Annotated in this window: 18 protein-coding genes; 13 read left to right on the top strand and 5 right to left on the bottom strand. The window is 67.2% G+C overall.

What is annotated here, in order from left to right:
* The first annotated feature begins 64 nt into the window (after positions 1 to 64).
* Complete coding sequence (locus G6N20_RS07550; RefSeq protein ID WP_083046431.1) at positions 65 to 433, top strand: ArsR/SmtB family transcription factor; 369 nt, start codon at positions 65 to 67, stop codon at positions 431 to 433.
* Positions 434 to 727: 294 nt separating this feature from the next.
* A complete protein-coding gene (locus G6N20_RS07545) occupies positions 728 to 1,339 on the top strand; it encodes a heavy metal-responsive transcriptional regulator (RefSeq protein WP_083046430.1) in 612 nt (203 codons plus the stop codon).
* A 126-nt stretch (positions 1,340 to 1,465) separates the two neighbouring features.
* On the opposite strand, the gene G6N20_RS07540 is transcribed toward G6N20_RS07545, so the two are convergent.
* Positions 1,466 to 2,200: a Crp/Fnr family transcriptional regulator gene (locus tag G6N20_RS07540; RefSeq protein ID WP_083046429.1), complete on the bottom strand. Its 735-nt coding sequence runs from the start codon at positions 2,198 to 2,200 to the stop codon at positions 1,466 to 1,468.
* Between the two features lie 239 nt (positions 2,201 to 2,439).
* Here G6N20_RS07540 and G6N20_RS07535 point away from each other — a divergent pair, with 239 nt between their 5' ends.
* From G6N20_RS07535 to G6N20_RS07500, 8 genes are all read left to right on the top strand, one after another.
* Positions 2,440 to 2,889 (top strand): hypothetical protein, encoded by a 450-nt coding sequence (locus tag G6N20_RS07535; protein WP_232065462.1) that lies wholly within the window; start codon positions 2,440 to 2,442, stop codon positions 2,887 to 2,889.
* 25 nt (positions 2,890 to 2,914) lie between these two features.
* Positions 2,915 to 3,226, top strand: a complete 312-nt coding sequence (nrtS, locus tag G6N20_RS07530) for a nitrate/nitrite transporter NrtS (protein ID WP_169715448.1) — start codon at positions 2,915 to 2,917, stop codon at positions 3,224 to 3,226.
* Positions 3,227 to 3,270: 44 nt separating this feature from the next.
* Positions 3,271 to 3,846: a peroxiredoxin-like family protein gene (locus tag G6N20_RS07525; protein ID WP_232065461.1), complete on the top strand. Its 576-nt coding sequence runs from the start codon at positions 3,271 to 3,273 to the stop codon at positions 3,844 to 3,846.
* 220 nt (positions 3,847 to 4,066) lie between these two features.
* Complete coding sequence (locus tag G6N20_RS07520) at positions 4,067 to 4,975, top strand: Rv1678 family membrane protein (RefSeq protein ID WP_083046427.1); 909 nt, start codon at positions 4,067 to 4,069, stop codon at positions 4,973 to 4,975.
* On the top strand, positions 4,975 to 6,096 hold the full coding sequence (gene fadE16 / locus G6N20_RS07515) for an Rv1679 family acyl-CoA dehydrogenase (protein ID WP_083046426.1): 1,122 nt from the start codon (positions 4,975 to 4,977) through the stop codon (positions 6,094 to 6,096). Before G6N20_RS07520 ends, fadE16 begins: the two co-directional genes overlap by 1 nt.
* An 8-nt stretch (positions 6,097 to 6,104) precedes the next feature.
* Complete coding sequence (locus G6N20_RS07510; RefSeq protein ID WP_083046425.1) at positions 6,105 to 6,929, top strand: Rv1680 family SBP-like protein; 825 nt, start codon at positions 6,105 to 6,107, stop codon at positions 6,927 to 6,929.
* The gene (locus G6N20_RS07505) at positions 6,926 to 7,921 is read left to right on the top strand and encodes an Rv1681 family radical SAM protein (protein ID WP_142271874.1); all 996 of its coding nucleotides are present in this window, start codon (positions 6,926 to 6,928) and stop codon (positions 7,919 to 7,921) included. Before G6N20_RS07510 ends, G6N20_RS07505 begins: the two co-directional genes overlap by 4 nt.
* A gap of 163 nt (positions 7,922 to 8,084) precedes the next feature.
* Complete coding sequence (locus G6N20_RS07500) at positions 8,085 to 8,627, top strand: class I SAM-dependent methyltransferase (protein ID WP_232065460.1); 543 nt, start codon at positions 8,085 to 8,087, stop codon at positions 8,625 to 8,627.
* Positions 8,628 to 8,636: 9 nt separating this feature from the next.
* Here the strand turns inward: G6N20_RS07500 and G6N20_RS07495 are convergent, their stop codons facing one another.
* Entirely contained in the window at positions 8,637 to 10,169 is a 1,533-nt protein-coding gene (locus G6N20_RS07495; RefSeq protein WP_083046422.1) for an HNH endonuclease signature motif containing protein, read from the bottom strand.
* 155 nt (positions 10,170 to 10,324) lie between these two features.
* Here G6N20_RS07495 and G6N20_RS07490 point away from each other — a divergent pair, with 155 nt between their 5' ends.
* On the top strand, positions 10,325 to 13,369 hold the full coding sequence (locus G6N20_RS07490; RefSeq protein WP_142271870.1) for an acyl-CoA synthetase: 3,045 nt from the start codon (positions 10,325 to 10,327) through the stop codon (positions 13,367 to 13,369).
* On the top strand, positions 13,362 to 13,586 hold the full coding sequence (locus tag G6N20_RS07485) for a Trm112 family protein (RefSeq protein ID WP_083046421.1): 225 nt from the start codon (positions 13,362 to 13,364) through the stop codon (positions 13,584 to 13,586). Before G6N20_RS07490 ends, G6N20_RS07485 begins: the two co-directional genes overlap by 8 nt.
* Here the strand turns inward: G6N20_RS07485 and G6N20_RS07480 are convergent.
* From G6N20_RS07480 to G6N20_RS07470, 3 genes are read right to left on the bottom strand one after another with little or no spacing between them, the layout of a single operon-like run.
* On the bottom strand, positions 13,552 to 14,172 hold the full coding sequence (locus G6N20_RS07480; protein WP_083046420.1) for a TetR/AcrR family transcriptional regulator: 621 nt from the start codon (positions 14,170 to 14,172) through the stop codon (positions 13,552 to 13,554). The genes G6N20_RS07485 and G6N20_RS07480 overlap by 35 nt on opposite strands.
* 4 nt (positions 14,173 to 14,176) lie before the next feature.
* Positions 14,177 to 14,926 (bottom strand): ABC transporter permease, encoded by a 750-nt coding sequence (locus tag G6N20_RS07475; protein WP_232065508.1) that lies wholly within the window; start codon positions 14,924 to 14,926, stop codon positions 14,177 to 14,179.
* 2 nt (positions 14,927 to 14,928) lie between these two features.
* The gene (locus tag G6N20_RS07470) at positions 14,929 to 15,693 is read right to left on the bottom strand and encodes an ABC transporter ATP-binding protein (RefSeq protein WP_083046418.1); all 765 of its coding nucleotides are present in this window, start codon (positions 15,691 to 15,693) and stop codon (positions 14,929 to 14,931) included.
* A 58-nt stretch (positions 15,694 to 15,751) separates the two neighbouring features.
* On the opposite strand from G6N20_RS07470, the gene G6N20_RS07465 reads away from it, so the two are divergent.
* Entirely contained in the window at positions 15,752 to 16,363 is a 612-nt protein-coding gene (locus G6N20_RS07465; RefSeq protein ID WP_083046417.1) for a DNA-3-methyladenine glycosylase, read from the top strand.
* The last annotated feature ends 10 nt before the right edge of the window (positions 16,364 to 16,373 follow it).

The raw sequence follows: 16,373 nt of genomic DNA, 5'->3' as shown, positions 1-16,373 counted from the left end.
ACAATGGTAGAGTAGAGTCTATCCTCTGATCCGAATATGACAACATTTATGGGGTGACCACGCGATGACCGATGCGGCCGGACGTGCGGCGATCGTGCTGTTGCCGAGCGAACCCAACGGCGTGGAGATGGTGGCGAAGTTCTTCCGAGCCCTCGGCGATCCGGTCCGGCTGCGGCTGCTGGAGTTCCTGCTGCACGAGGAGCACAACGTCACTGAATGCGTTGCACACGTGGGCGTGTCGCAGGGCCGGGTGTCGACGCACCTGGCGTGTCTTTCCGACTGCGGTTACGTGCAGGTGCGCCGCGAGGGCCGATTCTCCCGTTACCAGGTCACCGACCCGCGCGTTGGCGACCTGGTGCTGCTGGCCAGGTCTTTGGCCGCGGACAACGCCGCCGCCCTGGCCGCCTGTATGCGCATCAGCCACCAACCCTGACGCGATAACCGGACCGGCCCTGGTCGCCGCTGGCGCGCTGACCGGCCTGGGTGGGCTGCTGTCGAATCCGTGGCCGATCGCTGCCGGTTTGGTGGCCTTGGTCGCAGCCGTCGTCTACCCGCTGCGGCGGCGTGCACGAGGCAGGCGGAGGGTGCGGCGTTGCGGTTACTTCTTCTGCATGGTCTTCCCGCAGCAGCACGTGGGGTTCTGGGTGCCTGGACAGTCCGGCGGCGCCGGTTTGGTGACGGTCAGTTCGCAGCCGCACTTCGGATCCGGGCACATGTATACCTCACCATGACGCAACGGCATCGTTACCAGCTCCTTGCAGGATCGTTCGGTATCGCCGACGGTAGAACCCGTCCCCAGGGGAAAGGTCAAGGCAGCGCAGCAAGGGAGACGACAACCATGAGCGACGGCCACTTGAGCATCGGGGAGCTCGCCGCGTCGACTGGGGTGAGCCGAAAGGCCCTCCGCGTCTACGAAGAGCGAGGACTAATAGACCCGCCGGCCCGATCCGCCAACGGGTATCGGCATTATGATCCGGCGGTGGCGGTGCGGGTCGTGTTCATCCGTCGAGCCCGTGCGCTGGGACTGCGACTGAATGAGATTCGCCAAGTCCTGGCGGTGCACAGCGCAGGCGCCGAGCCGTGCGCCGCTGTGATCGCGGCGCTGACGCAGCGTATCACCGAAATCGACCGAGTGACAGCCGAACTCGCGAGTCTACGTGCCGACCTGGTGGAGTCCATCGATCATGCGCGACGGGCACGTAAGACAACTGACGCTACGGTGTGCCCGATCATCGAGACCGCCAAGACCTCGGGCGTTCGCTCAACAACTGCGCCGTCCGATTCGGGTTACTCAGCGGGGTGGCTCACGTGTGACCGCGACCCAGCGTCGTCAGTGTGACCCCGTCGGCTGGTCACCAACCGGCGCGCCGCAGCTGCAGCAGACGCTGCGAGGCATTGGCCAACGTCGGACCGCTGGACACCGCATGCCACCTGGCCGAACGTTCGGGGCTGCTAGCGGCAACCGTCATTGCGCTCGTACCCGCAGCCCAGTGAGGTCGGTGATCTCGATAACCGCGTACCCAATACTGATCAGCTGGTCATGCTCGAACTCCTTGAGGATCTTGTTGATCGACGGTCGCTGCGCTCCGAGCATGGCCGCCAGGGTGCGCTGGGCCAGTTCGACACGGGAATCGACGGCCTCGTCGAGCAGGAGCTGCGCCACCTGCGCGGGCAGCGAGCGGCCCAGCATGCCCATCAGCCTGATCTGCCCCGCCGACACCCGTTGCGCCACGCTCGATAGCCACCGCCGCGCGATAGCCGGGTGGGTAGCCAGCAGCCGCTCGAACGCCAGCCGGTCCAGGAACAGGCACGTCGCTTGAGTCAAAGCGCGCGCCGTGTAAGCCATCGGCATCTCCAGCAGCAGCGAGATGTCGCCGTCCACATCGCCGGGATGAAGGATATTCACCACGGCACGCCGCCGTCCGGAGCCGAGTGCGAGCTCGATCTGGCCCTGCCGCACAATCCACACCCCGTCCGCGGGCTGATCGGCGTGGAAAACCACTGCCCCGGGGGCAAACTCCTTGGCCTGCAAGGTCTCCGCCAGCGCCGACAGGTCGTCGCGGTGCAGTGGCGCCGAGGCGCCGCGGCCGACGCAGCGCGCAATCCAGGCTGCCTGTCGGACCTGCGCCTCGGAAGCCGACTCGCCGCCGGTCAGCGACTGCACGATATGCCGGAGTGGGCCCACCGGCCGGTCTGACATCGTCCCTCCTCGACAGCAAGCCGATGCTGTCATCGCGCTGACAATTGTGCTTGAGCGTGGATCGTGTGCGGCTTGGCTTGCCCTGAATAGGTAATCAAGTCGATCGAAAGGAGCAAGCAATGATCATCGCACGCGGTTCGCAAGCGGCAGCGAGGGTCACCGCCCGAGAGCTCAGCACGGCAGCCGGATGGGGTGCCGGCGCAGGCTTGGTCGCCTCGGTCTTCATGGCGATGTACGCGATGTTCGCGGCGGCCAGTTACCAGCACACGGGGTTCTTCACGCCGGTGTATCACATCGCGTCGGCCGTCCTCGCGCCCGACACCATGATGGCGTCAATGGTGCAGGCGACGGCCGGTCATCCGGTCACATTCGTCCTGGGGCCAGCCGTAGTCGGAGCGCTCATCCACATGATGGTCGGCGCGATCTACGGAGCGGTATTCGGGGTTCTCATTCGGCTTGTCCGCGCCCACGGGTTGATAGTGCCGATAGCGGGACTGGTGTGGGGCGCGATCGTCTTCGCCGTCAGCGCGTGGATTGGATTGCCCATCGCCGCAGCAGTACTGGGCGCCGGCAATCCGATCCGGAACATGGCTGCCTTGGTGGGCTATCCTACGTTCATCATCGAACACCTGATATTCGGCGCCACGTTGGGCGTGCTGCTGATGCGAGCCCGTTTTGCGCGGCACTGATCGCAGCAACCGGTGGTAACCAGAGATGCCTCGACACCTACACGCGACGTGGTCGCGCCCCAGCCAGGCAGCGGCGATGTTCCTGCGCGGCTACACCGTTCGCGCCGCGTCACCGATCGCACTCGTCGTCGGCACGTTGCTCTCAGCGGTCAATCAGGGGCCCGTCATCGCCGGGGGTCGAGCCGACATGGTCACTTGGTTACAGGTGGCTTTCAACTACGCGGTGCCGTTCGTGGTGGCCAGCCTCGGCTACCTGTCCGCCCGACGCAGCCACGGTGACGAGACGGGCGACGTCGGCCAGGAGCGATCGACGGGAGGGGCACTGTCAGCGAGCTGACAAACCGATTCTTATGGGGCGCCCCCAATCTGTATGGTGCTGGGATGCCTAGTCGATTGTCGAGCGGCGCAGCCGTTCCGAGCTGCCGCCTGCAGGATATCAACGGCCAGGCGGTGGACGTGCCGGCGGCGACGGGAAGGACACACCTGCAGTTTCGGCGGTTCGCGGCCTGTCCGATCTGCCACCTGCATCTGCGCAGTTTCGCCAACCGGCATCAGGAGGTCGCGGACAGCGGAATCACCGAAGTGGTGTTCTTTCACTCGCCGGTCGAAGCGCTGCGCGGCTACCAGTCTTTGCTGCCGTTCACCGTGATCGCCGACCCCGACCGGCTGCTCTATCGCGAGTTCGGAGTTGAGACAAGCCTGCGCGCGGTCACTCATCCGCGGGCATGGTGGGCGGCCTTGCGCGGGGCGGCAGCGATGTTGCATCGCAACGATCCTGAACGGGCGGGCGTCGGACTCGGTGCCGGCACAACGCATCTGGGATTGCCCGCCGACTTCCTCATCGATCCCGACGGAACCGTTGTCGCTGTGCACTACGGACGTCACGCCGATGACCAATGGTCGGTGGATCAACTACTCGACATCGACCGCTCGCTCGGACGTAAGGACACCCGGTGAATGGTGCCCGTCACCGTAGGAGGTCACGTAGAGTCCAATTGTCCCGCGTCCAGAGACCACCGCAGCGCGGTCCGCGAACGCGCCCACTGGCCAGGCCGGGTATCGCTCAATCCGTGGTCGGTGCGGCCGCATCGCGCGCCAAGGCCGGATGTCTCCGAGACGGCTCGCCGTGTCGGACCAGCGCTACCCACGATCTTCTCTCGCGTGTGATACTGCCCGAATGACGACGGCCCGAGTTCGACGCGGCACGGATTTGTTGTTCTCGCCCGCGGCGCCGCCGGAAACCGGTGGTCTGATCGCGTTGACCGGTCTTCGGCTGCTGGCCGGGCTGATCTGGCTGTACAACGTGGTCTGGAAGGTACCGCCGGACTTCGGGGAGCGCAGCCAGGGAGGGCTGTACCACTTCACCCATCTGGCGATCGAACATCCGGTGTTCAAACCGTTCAGCTGGGTGATCGAGCATGCCGTGCTGCCGTACTTCACCGCGTTCGGGTGGGGTGTGTTGTTCGCCGAGTCCGCGCTGGCGGTGCTGCTGCTGACGGGGACGGCCGTCCGGCTGGCCGCGTTGATTGGCATCGTTCAGGCGACCGCGATCGGGCTGTCGGTGGCCGAGTCGCCCGGGGAGTGGCCGTGGGCGTACGCGATGCTGCTCGGCATTCATGTCGTCTTACTCTTGGCCCCCTCGACCCGGTACGCCGCCGTCGACGCCGTTCGCGCGGCGACCACGCCAGCGGCCGCCCGGTCGATGGCGGGACGGCTGCTCGGCGGTTGGGGAGCCGTGCTTGGGTTGATCGGCCTTGTCGCGGTACTGCGTGGCGCGGGCGCCGGTCGACCCGCCTACGTTGGGATTCGGCCGTTGGAATTCTCGCTCGGCGAATACAACCTCCGTGGCGCGGTGTTGTTGATCGCGATCGCGCTGGCCATGTTGGCGGCCGCCAAATTCGGTTGGCGCGCGGTCGCCTTCGTCGTCGCGGCGGCCGCGGTGGCCGCCGCGGCCTCCATCTACTTGCAAGTCGGCAGGACCGGGGTGTGGCTCGGCGGGACAAACACCACCGCAGCCGTTTTCGTGTGCGCCGCGGTGGTGAGTCTGGCGACAGGATTGAGGATCGGACGGGTGGAAGGGGCGTGATGGCCGCACCGGAGGTTTTGCAGGAAGTCGTGTCCGTCGCTGCAGAACACGCCGAGCGGGTCGACGCGGACTGTGCCTTCCCCGCCGAGGCGGTGGCCGCGCTGCGGACATCGGGTCTGCTTGGGCTGGTGCTGCCCTCCGAGGTCGGCGGAATGGGCGCTGGCCCAGTGGAATTCACCGACGTGGTCGCCCAACTCTCGGCCGCGTGCGGATCGACCGCGATGATCTACCTGATGCACGTGGCCGCCGCCGTCGCCGTCGCGGCGGCACCCCCGCCGGGTCTACCGAATCTGTTGGCGGACATGGCCTCCGGGAAACAACTCGGCACGCTGGCGTTCAGCGAGAAGGGCTCCCGCTCACACTTCTGGGCCCCGGTGTCCACGTCATCGGTGGAGGGTGACGACGTCGCTGTGCGGGCCGACAAGAGCTGGGTGACCTCGGCGGGGTTCGCCGACGTCTATGTCGTCTCGGCCGGTTCGGCCAACGGAGCCGCGGGGGACGTTGACCTCTACGCCGTTCCGGCGGACACACCGGGCCTGCGAGTGTCGGGCACCTTCACCGGAATGGGCCTGCGAGGCAATGCCTCCGCGCCGATGTCGGTGGACATCCGCATCCCGGGCTCGTATCGCCTGGGCGCGGTGGGCGGTGGATTCGGCATCATGATGGAGACGGTGCTGCCGTGGTTCAATCTCGGAAACGCAGCCGTCTCACTGGGTCTGGCGACCGCCGCCACCGGTGCCGCGGTCAAACACGTCGGCAGCGCCCGGCTGGAGCATCTCGGTGGCAGCCTGGCCGAGCTGCCGACGATCCGCGCGCAGATCGCCCGGATGGGCACCGCACTGGCCGCACAAAAGGCGTACCTCGAGGTGGCGGCCAACAGCGTGAGCTCGCCCGATGACACCACGTTGACCCACGTGCTGGGCGTCAAGGCGTCGGTCAACGACGCGGCGCTCACCATCACCGAGTCGGCGATGCGAGTGTGCGGCGGGGCGGCGTTCTCCAAGCATCTGCCCATCGAACGCGCCTTCCGGGACGCTCGGGCAGGGTCAGTGATGGCGCCCACCGCAGACGCACTGTACGACTTCTACGGTAGGGCCGTCACCGGGCTGCCGCTGTTCTAGGAGGGCATATGTCAGGCGATCCGCTCATCGTCGGGGCAGTCGCATACACACCCAACGTGGTCCCGATTTGGGAAGGCATCCGAAGCTACTTCCAGGACACCGAAAGCCCGGATGCCCACATGGATTTCGTGCTCTACTCGAACTACGGGCGGCTGGTCGACTCGCTGATCGCCGGCCACATCGACATTGCCTGGAACACCAACCTGGCCTATGTGCGCACCGTGCTGCAAACCGACGGGCACTGCACGGCATTGGCTCAACGCGACACCGACGTGGGCTACAGCACCGTGTTCGTCGCACGTGCCGGCAGCGGGTTGCGCGGACCTCAAGACATCGCCGGCAAACGCCTTGCGCTCGGGTCCGCGGACTCCGCGCATGCGGCGATCTTGCCGCTCTACTACCTGCGCCGGGCCGGGATAGCCGAATCCGAGCTGCAGCTCATCCGCTTCAACACCGACATCGGTAAACACGGCGATACGGGTCGCAGCGAGCTCGACGCGGTGGACGCCGTGCTGGCCGGTGAGGCCGACGTGGCGGCGATCGGCAGCTCGACGTGGACGGGTATGGGCGCCGCGGAGCTGATGGGGGAGTCGTTGGCCGAGGTGTGGCGCACCGATGGCTACTGCCACTGCATGTTCACCGCACTGGACACGCTGCCCGCCGACCGCTACCAGCCGTGGCTCGACCGGTTGTTGGCGATGAGCTGGGATGACCCCGAGCAGCGAAAGATCCTGGAACTTGAGGGTTTACGACGGTGGGTGTCTCCCCACCTGGATGGGTATAAGCCGTTGTTCGAGGCTGTGCGGGAGCAGGGCATCGACCCACGATGGTGATCCTGGATCTGATGCGCCGAGTGGGCGGTCTCGCGCAGGGAGCCACCGCCGAGGTTCCCGTCTGCTGCCACCGAGATCGTGAACTCGCCGAACGGTGGTGTGCGCGAACCGGAAACACCCTGGTGCGTGCCGACGTGGACCAGGCCGGCGTCGGCACCGTGGTGGTGCGCCGCGGCCATCCGCCCGATCCGGCAAGCGTTCTGGGCGCCGACCGGTTGCCCGGGGTGCGGCTGTGGCTGTACACCAACTTCCACTGCAACCTGTCCTGCGACTACTGCTGTGTCTCGTCGTCACCGACCGCCCCGCGTCGAGAGCTGGGCGCGGAACGTATCGCCCGAATCGTCCGCGAGGCGGCGAACTGGGGGGTGCGTGAGTTGTTCCTCACCGGCGGTGAGCCGTTCCTGCTGCCCGACATCGACACCATCATCGGAAGCTGTGTCGACACGCTGCCCACCACCGTGCTCACCAACGGCATGGTGTTCAAGGGCCGGGCGCGGCAGGCGCTCGAGTCCCTGCCCCGCGACGGGCTTGTCCTGCAGATCAGCCTGGACTCGGCCACCCCGGAGCTGCACGACTCGCACCGCGGCGCCGGAACGTGGGCCAAGGCCGTCGCCGGAATCCGGTTGGCGCTCTCGCTGGGCTTCCGGGTACGAGTGGCGGCGACGGTTGCCTCCCCGGGACCCGGCGAGCTGGCGGCGTTTCACGACTTCCTCGATCAGCTCGGCATCGCACGCCCGGATCAGCTGGTCCGGCCGATCGCGTTGGAGGGCGTCGCGTCGCAGGGGGTGGCGCTCACCCGGGAGTCGCTGGTTCCGGAGGTGACCGTCACCGCCGACGGCGTGTACTGGCACCCGGTGGCCGCCATCGACGAACGGGCCCTGGTCTCCCGCACCGTCGAGCCACTGACCCCGGCGCTGGACACCATCAGCAAGCTGTTTGCCGAGCAGTGGGCACAAGCCGCGGAAGCCGCCGCGCTGTTTCCGTGCGCGTAGCGCCCGGCGTGGGCGACGCCGGAACTGGGCGGTGAGCCAGCCGCGTTGAGCCAGCAGAACTTCGCCGGACGGTCCTTACTCTGCCGAGCCCCGTGACGCCCAAGCGTTCACGTCACGGTTTGATCGTCTCTACTCGCGGCTGGCCCGCCCCTACGACCTGGCCGTGAAGGCACTGCCAGTGTGGCGGCGCTGGATCGGTTCGGCCCTTCCGCACATCCGGGGCCCGCGTGTCCTCGAGGTCTCGTTCGGCACCGGCTGGTTGCTAACGCGCTATGCCGGCAACTTCGAAGCCCACGGCGTGGACCTCAACGAGCGCATGGTGGCGATTTCGCGGCGCAATCTGCGACGGGCGGGCGTGACCGCCGATTTGCGGCAAGCCAACGTCGAGGCGCTTCCTTATCCCGACGGCCACTTCGACACCGTCGTCAACACCATGGCCTTCAGTGGCTACCCCAACGGTCGGCAAGCGATGTCCGAACTGCGCCGCGTGCTGCGCCCAGGTGGGCGGCTGGTGTTGATCGACGTTGGCTACCCGCACGATGGGAGCCGGCTGGGCCGCGCGCTGGTCGGCGTCTGGAAGCGGTCCGGTGATGTGATCCGTGACATGTCATCACTGTTCGAGAGCTTCGGGTTCGATGTCTACCACGAGCAAGTCGGGGGTTTTGGCAGCGTGCATCTCCACGTCGCGACCAAACAGGGTAACTAGGGACTCACATCAGAACGGCGGCGGATCGTCGTCTGCCTCGGGTGGGGCAGGGCCAATGTTGGCCTGACGCTGCGGCTGCGCGGTGGTGCGGGCATGGGCGCGGGCGTTGTGGTTTTGCCGGCGTTCGGTGGCCACCCGCTGGGCGCGGTCTTGGGCGCGGGTGCGGCGCCGCCTGGGCATCATCGCGGTCCGGTCGGCGCAGTAGTCGTGCGCCAGGTCGGCTTCGGGTGCCGGGAAACCGCCGGTGGAGCGGCACAGGCTGGGGAACAGCAGCGCGCTGCCCGGGGTGGTGACATACGTCTGCCCGGACGGCGAGGTGAAAATCAGTGTCCCGTCGGGTAGCTGTTGTTCCCGCCAGCCCCAGAAGGTCTTGACCAAATGATGGGTTCTGCAAAGGGATTTCAGATTCGACGCATGCGTGGGCCCGCCCTGGGCATGCGGGATCGTATGATCCACGTCGCAATTGACCGCGGGTCGGTCGCAGCCGGGCCAGCGGCACGTCAGATCCCGGCAGCGTACGAAGTCGGCCAGCGTCTTGGAGGGCACGTACCCCGGCTCGGGCGCGGCGTCGGCGGGGTGGACCAGCGCCACCAGCTTGGCCGATTTGGCCAGGTCGGCCACCAGCTCGGCGGGGATGAGCCCATCGGCACCCACCTGGGATGCCGGTGTGGCGCTGCTGCCGTCGATGGTGGCCTGCTCGGCGATCACATGGATCACCACCGGCGATGCCGCGGGCTGGGTGCCGGCCGCGCAGTCGCGGCGCCCGCAGCGACACCCCAGCCGATTAGCCCCGGCCGCCAACGCCCCGAGCGCGTCGGCGCGGCGCTGCTGGCGGCTGCGCGGATCGTGGGCACACACCGTGGCCGCCAGTGCGCTCAGCCGCGTGTCGAGCGCGCGGGCATCGGGGGTGAACAGGGCGCCGCCGATCTCGCAGAGGCCGTCGTGGCTGTGCCCGATCCAGATCTCGCGGTCGGCCTGATTCTTCGTGCGTCGGCGCACCGCATCCGCATCGGCGCGCGCCACGATCCGATCGACCAGCCCGCCCAGCCGGCCCCGGCTCATCGACGGCCAGCGTCCCACTTTGGCGGCCAGCTCGGCGTCCACGGCTGCCAGCACATCGGGGTCGGTGATCAAATCGGTGCGATACACCAGCGTGGCAAACATCGGAAAGTCGATATCACCGGCCTTGAACACCTCGGCCACCTTCGGCAGCCGCTCGCGCATGGCCCGGGCATAGCGTAGCCGGCTGGCCGCCAGCGATTGGCTGATCCGCAACGCCGCGCCCACCTCCGCGGCCACCGCCTCCATGGTGTCGACCGCCCAGTCCTCGGTGTCCGAGCAGCGCGAGAGCCGGTAGCAAAACAACTCCCCGATGGCGACCAGCTGCGCGGCCGCGGCCCGGTTCTCCACCCGGGTGAACGCACAGATTCCCGCCACCAGCTCCGCGGACTGCGCCGTGGTCGACGGATAGCACCGCTCGAAGAGCTCATCGAAGTGGGCGATCACCTCCGCCCGCGACCCCGGACCCATTGCGTCGAACATACATTCGATACTATCAGAACCCGCCGACACCGACTGGGCCAGACCCGGCAAACGTCGAGACTGATTCACCTCCGCGGCGGCTCGCAGGCCTACCTGGCCGCCCGGTGCTTAAGCCGGAACAGACCAAAAGCCGCGCCGCCCGCCCATGTGCCATGATGTCCACGCTGGTCAAGACCAACGTCAGGGAGCACTCAGGAGCAGCGGTGGATCTGAATTTGTCGATGGTCACACGCCCGGTCGAGCGGCTGGTGGCCACCGCCCAGAACGGTCTGGAAGTGCTGCGACTCGGGGGCCTGGAGACCGGCAGCGTCCCGTCGCCGTCTCAGATCGTCGAGAGCGTGCCGATGTACAAGCTGCGACGGTATTTCCCGCCGGACAACCGGCCGGGTCAGCCGCCGGTGGGCCCGCCGGTGCTGATGGTGCATCCGATGATGATGTCGGCGGACATGTGGGACGTCACCCGCGAGGACGGCGCGGTGGGCATCCTGCACGCCCGCGGGCTGGACCCCTGGGTCATCGATTTCGGCTCACCGGACAAGGTCGAGGGCGGCATGCGCCGCAACCTGGCCGACCACATCGTGGCGCTCAGTCAGGCCATCGAGACGGTCAAGGACGCCACCGGCCAAGATGTGCACATCGTCGGCTATTCGCAGGGCGGGATGTTCTGCTATCAGGCCGCGGCGTATCGGCGTTCGAAGGACATCGCCAGCGTGGTGGCGTTCGGTTCCCCGGTGGACACGCTGGCGGCATTGCCGATGGGCATCCCGGCGAACTTCGGCGCAGCCGCCGCCAACTTCATGGCTGATCACGTGTTCAACCGGCTGGCCATCCCAAGCTGGTTGGCGCGCACCGGTTTTCAGATGATGGACCCACTCAAAACCGCCAAGGCCCGCGTCGACTTCCTGCGTCAGCTGCACGATCGGGAAGCCTTGTTGCCGCGAGAACAGCAGCGCAGATTCCTTGAATCCGAAGGCTGGATCGCCTGGTCCGGCCCGGCGATCTCGGAACTGCTCAAGCAGTTCATCGCCCATAACCGAATGATGACCGGCGGTTTCGCCATCAGCGGCCAGATGGTGACGCTCACCGATATCACCTGCCCGATATTGGCGTTCGTCGGAGAGGTCGACGACATCGGGCAGCCGGCCTCGGTGCGCGGCATCCGGCGAGCCGCGCCCAACACCGAGGTCTACGAGTGTCTGATCCGGACAGGCCATTTCGGTCTGGTCGTGGGATCCCGAGCGGCACACCAGAGCTGGCCGACGGTGGCCGAGTGGGTGCAGTGGATCTCCAGCGGTGGCGACCAGCCCGCCAACATCGGCCCGATGGTCGAGCAGCCGGCCGAACACACCGACAGCGGTGTGGCATTCAGCTCCCGCGTCGCGCACGGCATCGGCGAGGTGTCCGAGGCGGCGCTGGCCTTGGCTCGCGGTGCCGCCGACGCCGTCGTCGCGGCCAACAGATCCGTGCGCACCCTGGCCATAGAAACCGTGCGCACGTTGCCACGCCTGGCCCGATTGGGTCAACTCAACGACCACACCCGGGTCTCTCTGGGCCGCATTATCGACGAGCAGGCCCACGACGCCCCGCAGGGCGAATTCCTGTTGTTCGACGGGCGCGTGCACACCTACGAGGCGGTGAACCGACGGATCAACAACGTCGTTCGTGGCCTGATCGAGGTCGGGGTTCGCCAGGGCGACCGGGTGGGCGTGCTGATGGAGACGCGGCCCAGCGCGCTGGTCGCGATCGCCGCGCTGTCCCGCCTGGGCGCGGTGGCCGTGGTGATGCGCCAAGACGTCGATCTGGCCGCGCAGGTTCGGCTGGGGCGGGTGACGGAAATCATGACCGACCCCACCAACCTCGATGCCGCCCGCCACCTGCCCGGACAGGTCCTGGTTCTGGGCGGCGGCGAATCGCGCGATCTGCATCTGCCGGAGGACGCCGCTGACCAGGGCCAAGTCATCGACATGGAGCAGATCGACCCGGACGCCGTCGAGCTGCCCGCCTGGTATCGGCCCAACCCGGCATTGGCCCGGGATCTGGCCTTCATCGCGTTCAGCGCGGTCGGCGGCGAGCTGGTCGCCAAGCAGATCACCAACTACCGCTGGGCGGTGTCGGCATTCGGAACGGCCTCCACGGCCGCCCTGGACCGCAAGGACACCGTGTACTGCCTGACCCCGTTGCACCACGAGTCGGCACTGCTGGTCAGCCTGGGCGGGGCGGTCGTCGGCGGAACCCGCATCGGATTGTCTCGCGGACTAAGGCCTGACCGGTTCGTCTCCGAGGTTCGGCAATACGGCGTCACCGTCGTGTCCTACACCTGGGCCATGCTGCGCGAGGTGGTCGACGATCCGAATTTCGCGCTGCACGGCAACCATCCGGTGCGGCTGTTCATCGGCTCTGGGATGCCGACCGGACTCTGGCAGCGGGTTGTCGACGCCTTCGCGCCCGCCCACGTCGTCGAGTTCTTCGCCACCACCGACGGACAGGCGGTGCTGGCCAACGTGTCCGGCGCCAAGATCGGCAGCAAGGGCCGTCCGTTACCCGGCGCCGGACGCGTCGAGCTGGCCGCCTACGACGCCGAACATGACCTGATCCTGGAAGACGACCGCGGCTTCGTCCAGGTCGCCGACGTCAACCAGATCGGGGTGCTGCTCGCCCAGTCCAGGGGCCCGATCGATCCCACCGCAGCGGTCAAGCGCGGCGTCTTCGCCCCCGCCGACACCTGGATCTCCACCGAGTACCTGTTCCGCCGCGACGACGACGGCGATTTCTGGCTTGCCGGCAGGCGCGGCTCGGAGGTCCGCAGCACGCGCGGGATGGTCTATGCCGAGCCGGTGAACGACGCGCTTGGCCTGATCACCGGCGTCGACCTCGCGGTGACCTACGGCGTCTCGGTCCGAGGTCAGCAGCTGGCGGTGTCGGCGGTGACGCTGCGGCCGGGAGCGACGATCACCGCGGCCGACCTGACCGAAGCCGTTGCGGGCATGCCGGTGGGGCTGGGGCCCGACATCGTGCATGTGGTACCGGAGATGACGCTCAGCGCGACCTACCGGCCCACCGTCGGCACCCTGCGGGCCGCCGGACTCCCCAGGGCGGGGCGGCAGGCATGGTATTTCGACTCCGCCAACCACGAGTTCCGGCGGTTGACCCCGGCGGTCCGCGCCGAGCTGACCGGAAAGCGCGCCCACCCCAATGGTTGACGAGTCATTGCTGCGCATCCTGGTGTGCCCGGCCGATCGGGGGCCGCTGCTGCTGGTGGGCGACGGGGCCGACGAGTTGCTCTACAACCCGCGGCTGCGACGGGCCTACCGCATCGAGGACGGCATCCCGGTGCTGCTGGTCGACGAGGCGCGCGACGTCGACGAGGACGAGCACGCCCGGCTCATGGCACGAGGCCGTCCGGCAGCTCCCCGGTGAGGTAGCGCTGCAGGTTCGGCGCGATGGTTTGCACGATCTGTTCGGCGGGCAGCGACGCGAACGGCTCCACCTTGACGATGTAGCGCGCCATTACCACGCCCATCAACTGCGACGCGACGAACTGCGTGCGGATCTTGCCGGTTCCCGGCGGGTTGTCGACGCGCGAACCCACTTCCACAGAGAGCACCTCCTGGAGGTAGGAGCGTGCCAAGCTGACGTCGGCACCGGAGACTATCGATCGTATGGTCGCGATGAGCCCTGCGCCCAACTCGGAGTCCCAAATTGGCATCAGCACCGATAGCAGCTTCTGTCCGAGTTCCTCGACGGGTGCTTCCCGCATCGGCCCGAGCACTACCATCGGGTCGATCGGAACATTGATCGCAGCGGCGAAAAGCTGCATTTTGGTACCGAAATAGTGGTGCACCAGCGCGGCATCCACTCCCGCCGCTGCGGCCACAGCCCTTACCGACGTTCTGTCAATGCCGTTGCGTGCAAACAATTCCCGAGCGCTGGCCAGGATGCGATCCCGAGCGTCAGAGCTTCCGGCTGGCCGCCCGCGCTGCTTACGTTTTGCGTTGTCGGGCAACGTATTATGGCGTTCTTCTCCGCAGGGTCGCCGCGGCCAGGCACAACGCCGCGATCGCGAAACCCAGCACCACGAACATGTCGCGTACCGCGATGCTAGTGAGTTCGGTATGCGCGCCAACCTGCTGGAGGGCTTCCAACGCGTAGCTAGCCGGCATCACATTGCTGAACCACTGCAGCCAGTCCGACATCAACGATCGTGGGACGATGATGCCGGCCAGGAGCAGTTGTGGCACCATCACCAGCGGTATGAACTGCACTGCCTGGAACTCCGTGCGGGCGAACGCACTACACAGCAGACCCAGACCGACGCCCAGCACGGCGTTGATGATCGCGATCACGAACACCCATAGCGGGCTGCCCGCGGTGTCGAAGTCGAGGAACCAAAACGCCACGATGCATGTCAGAACGGCTTGTGCCGCTGCGGCGATGGAGAACGCGGTCCCATAGGCGATCAGCAGGTCGAGCCGGCGCAGCGGTGTCGTCAGTATGCGCTCCAACGTTCCAGAGGCCCGTTCCCGCTGCATCGTGATCGACGTGATGATGAACATCAAGAAGAGTGGGAACAGACCTATCAGGATCAGGCAGGCGTTGTTGAACGGCGATGGGGTACCGGGTCGGTGCGGGGCATTTTGGAACATGTAGTACATCAGCACCATGACCAGAACCGGCACCAACAAGATCATCGCGACGCTGCGGTGATCAACGGCTAGCTGGCGCAGGATCCGTAGCGTGGTGGCCGCGTAGGCCTTCAGCCCTATCCGGCTTGGCGCGCGGTGGTGCGTTTGATGATGGACAGGAACGCTTCCTCCAGCGCTGTGCATCCGGTGTCCTCTCTGAGTTGGGTCGGGGTGGTGTGCGCGACCAAGCAGCCTTCGCGCATCAGCAGCAGGTCACCGCAATGGTCGGCTTCGTCCATCACGTGACTGGAGACCAGCAGCGTGGTCCCGGCGCGGGCGAGTTCGGTGAACTGCTCCCAAAGATCCACTCGCAGGACGGGATCCAGGCCCACCGTGGGTTCGTCGAGGAGGAGCAGATCAGGCTGGCAGACCAACGCACACGCCAGCGACACCCGGGTGCGCTGGCCACCGGAGAGGTTGCCGCAGAAGGCGGTGCGGTGATCGTTAAGCCCTACCCGCTCGATCGCGACATTGGCGGCCTGGACATCGAAGCCATACAGCGCCGCGACGTAGCGGACGTTGTCGATGACCCGCAAGTCGTCATAAATGGTTGGGGCCTGAGGCAGGTATCCGACTCGCCGTCGCATTGCCGCACACCCTGCCGGCTGGCCCAGCACAGTGACCGTGCCCGACGCCACGATCTGCGTGCCGACGATGCAGCGGATCAGCGTGGTCTTGCCGCAGCCGGATGGGCCGAGCAGACCGGTGATGGTGCCGCGGGCGATCTGCACCGAGAAATCGTGCAGCACCGGGCGTTTGCCACGAATCACATGCAGGTGCTCGATCCTGACGGCCGGCCCGGTATGATTCAGCGGCAATTCATCGCTCGATGAGCTAATCATGCGATGAATGCTCGGCCACCGTCGCACCGTTGTCAAGGGCCGGGCACAATCTTCTCCAATGAGCGCTGAGGAACTGGTCGTGGAGCCGGTCGCGGCCGCCCGTCGGCTGCTCGGCGCAACCATCGCGGCACGCGGCGTGCGCGCCGTCATCGTCGAGGTCGAAGCGTACGGCGGGGTGCCCGACGGCCCCTGGCCGGACGCCGCGGCGCACTCCTACCGCGGCCGCAATGGCCGCAACGCCGTCATGTTCGGGCCGCCGGGGCGGCTGTACGCGTACCGCAGCCACGGGATCCACGTCTGCGCCAACGTGGCATGCGGTCCCGACGGCACCGCCGCCGCGGTGTTGCTGCGGGCCGGCGCCATCGAGGACGGCATCGACCTGGCCCGCTCCCGGCGCGGGAGGTCGGTCGCCCCCGCGGCCCTGGCCCGTGGTCCGGGCAACCTGTGCTCGGCATTGGGAATCACTCTGGCCGACAACGGGATTGACCTGTTCGATGCAGACAGCCCGGTGCGGCTGACGCTGAACGTGCCGCTGACGGCGGTGTCGGGGCCGCGGGTTGGGATCAGCCAGGCGGCCGACCGTCCGTGGCGATTGTGGCTTGCCGGCCGACCGGAGGTGTCGGCCTACCGGCGCAGCCCGCGAGCGCCCGCCCCCGGCGGCAGCGACTAAGCCTGGAAGA

It is taken from the genome of Mycobacterium shinjukuense, assembly GCF_010730055.1.
Classification (GTDB): Bacteria; Actinomycetota; Actinomycetes; order Mycobacteriales; family Mycobacteriaceae; genus Mycobacterium; species Mycobacterium shinjukuense.
Note: the sequence above shows the minus strand (reverse complement) of the source record. Positions and strands in the feature narration are given on the sequence as shown.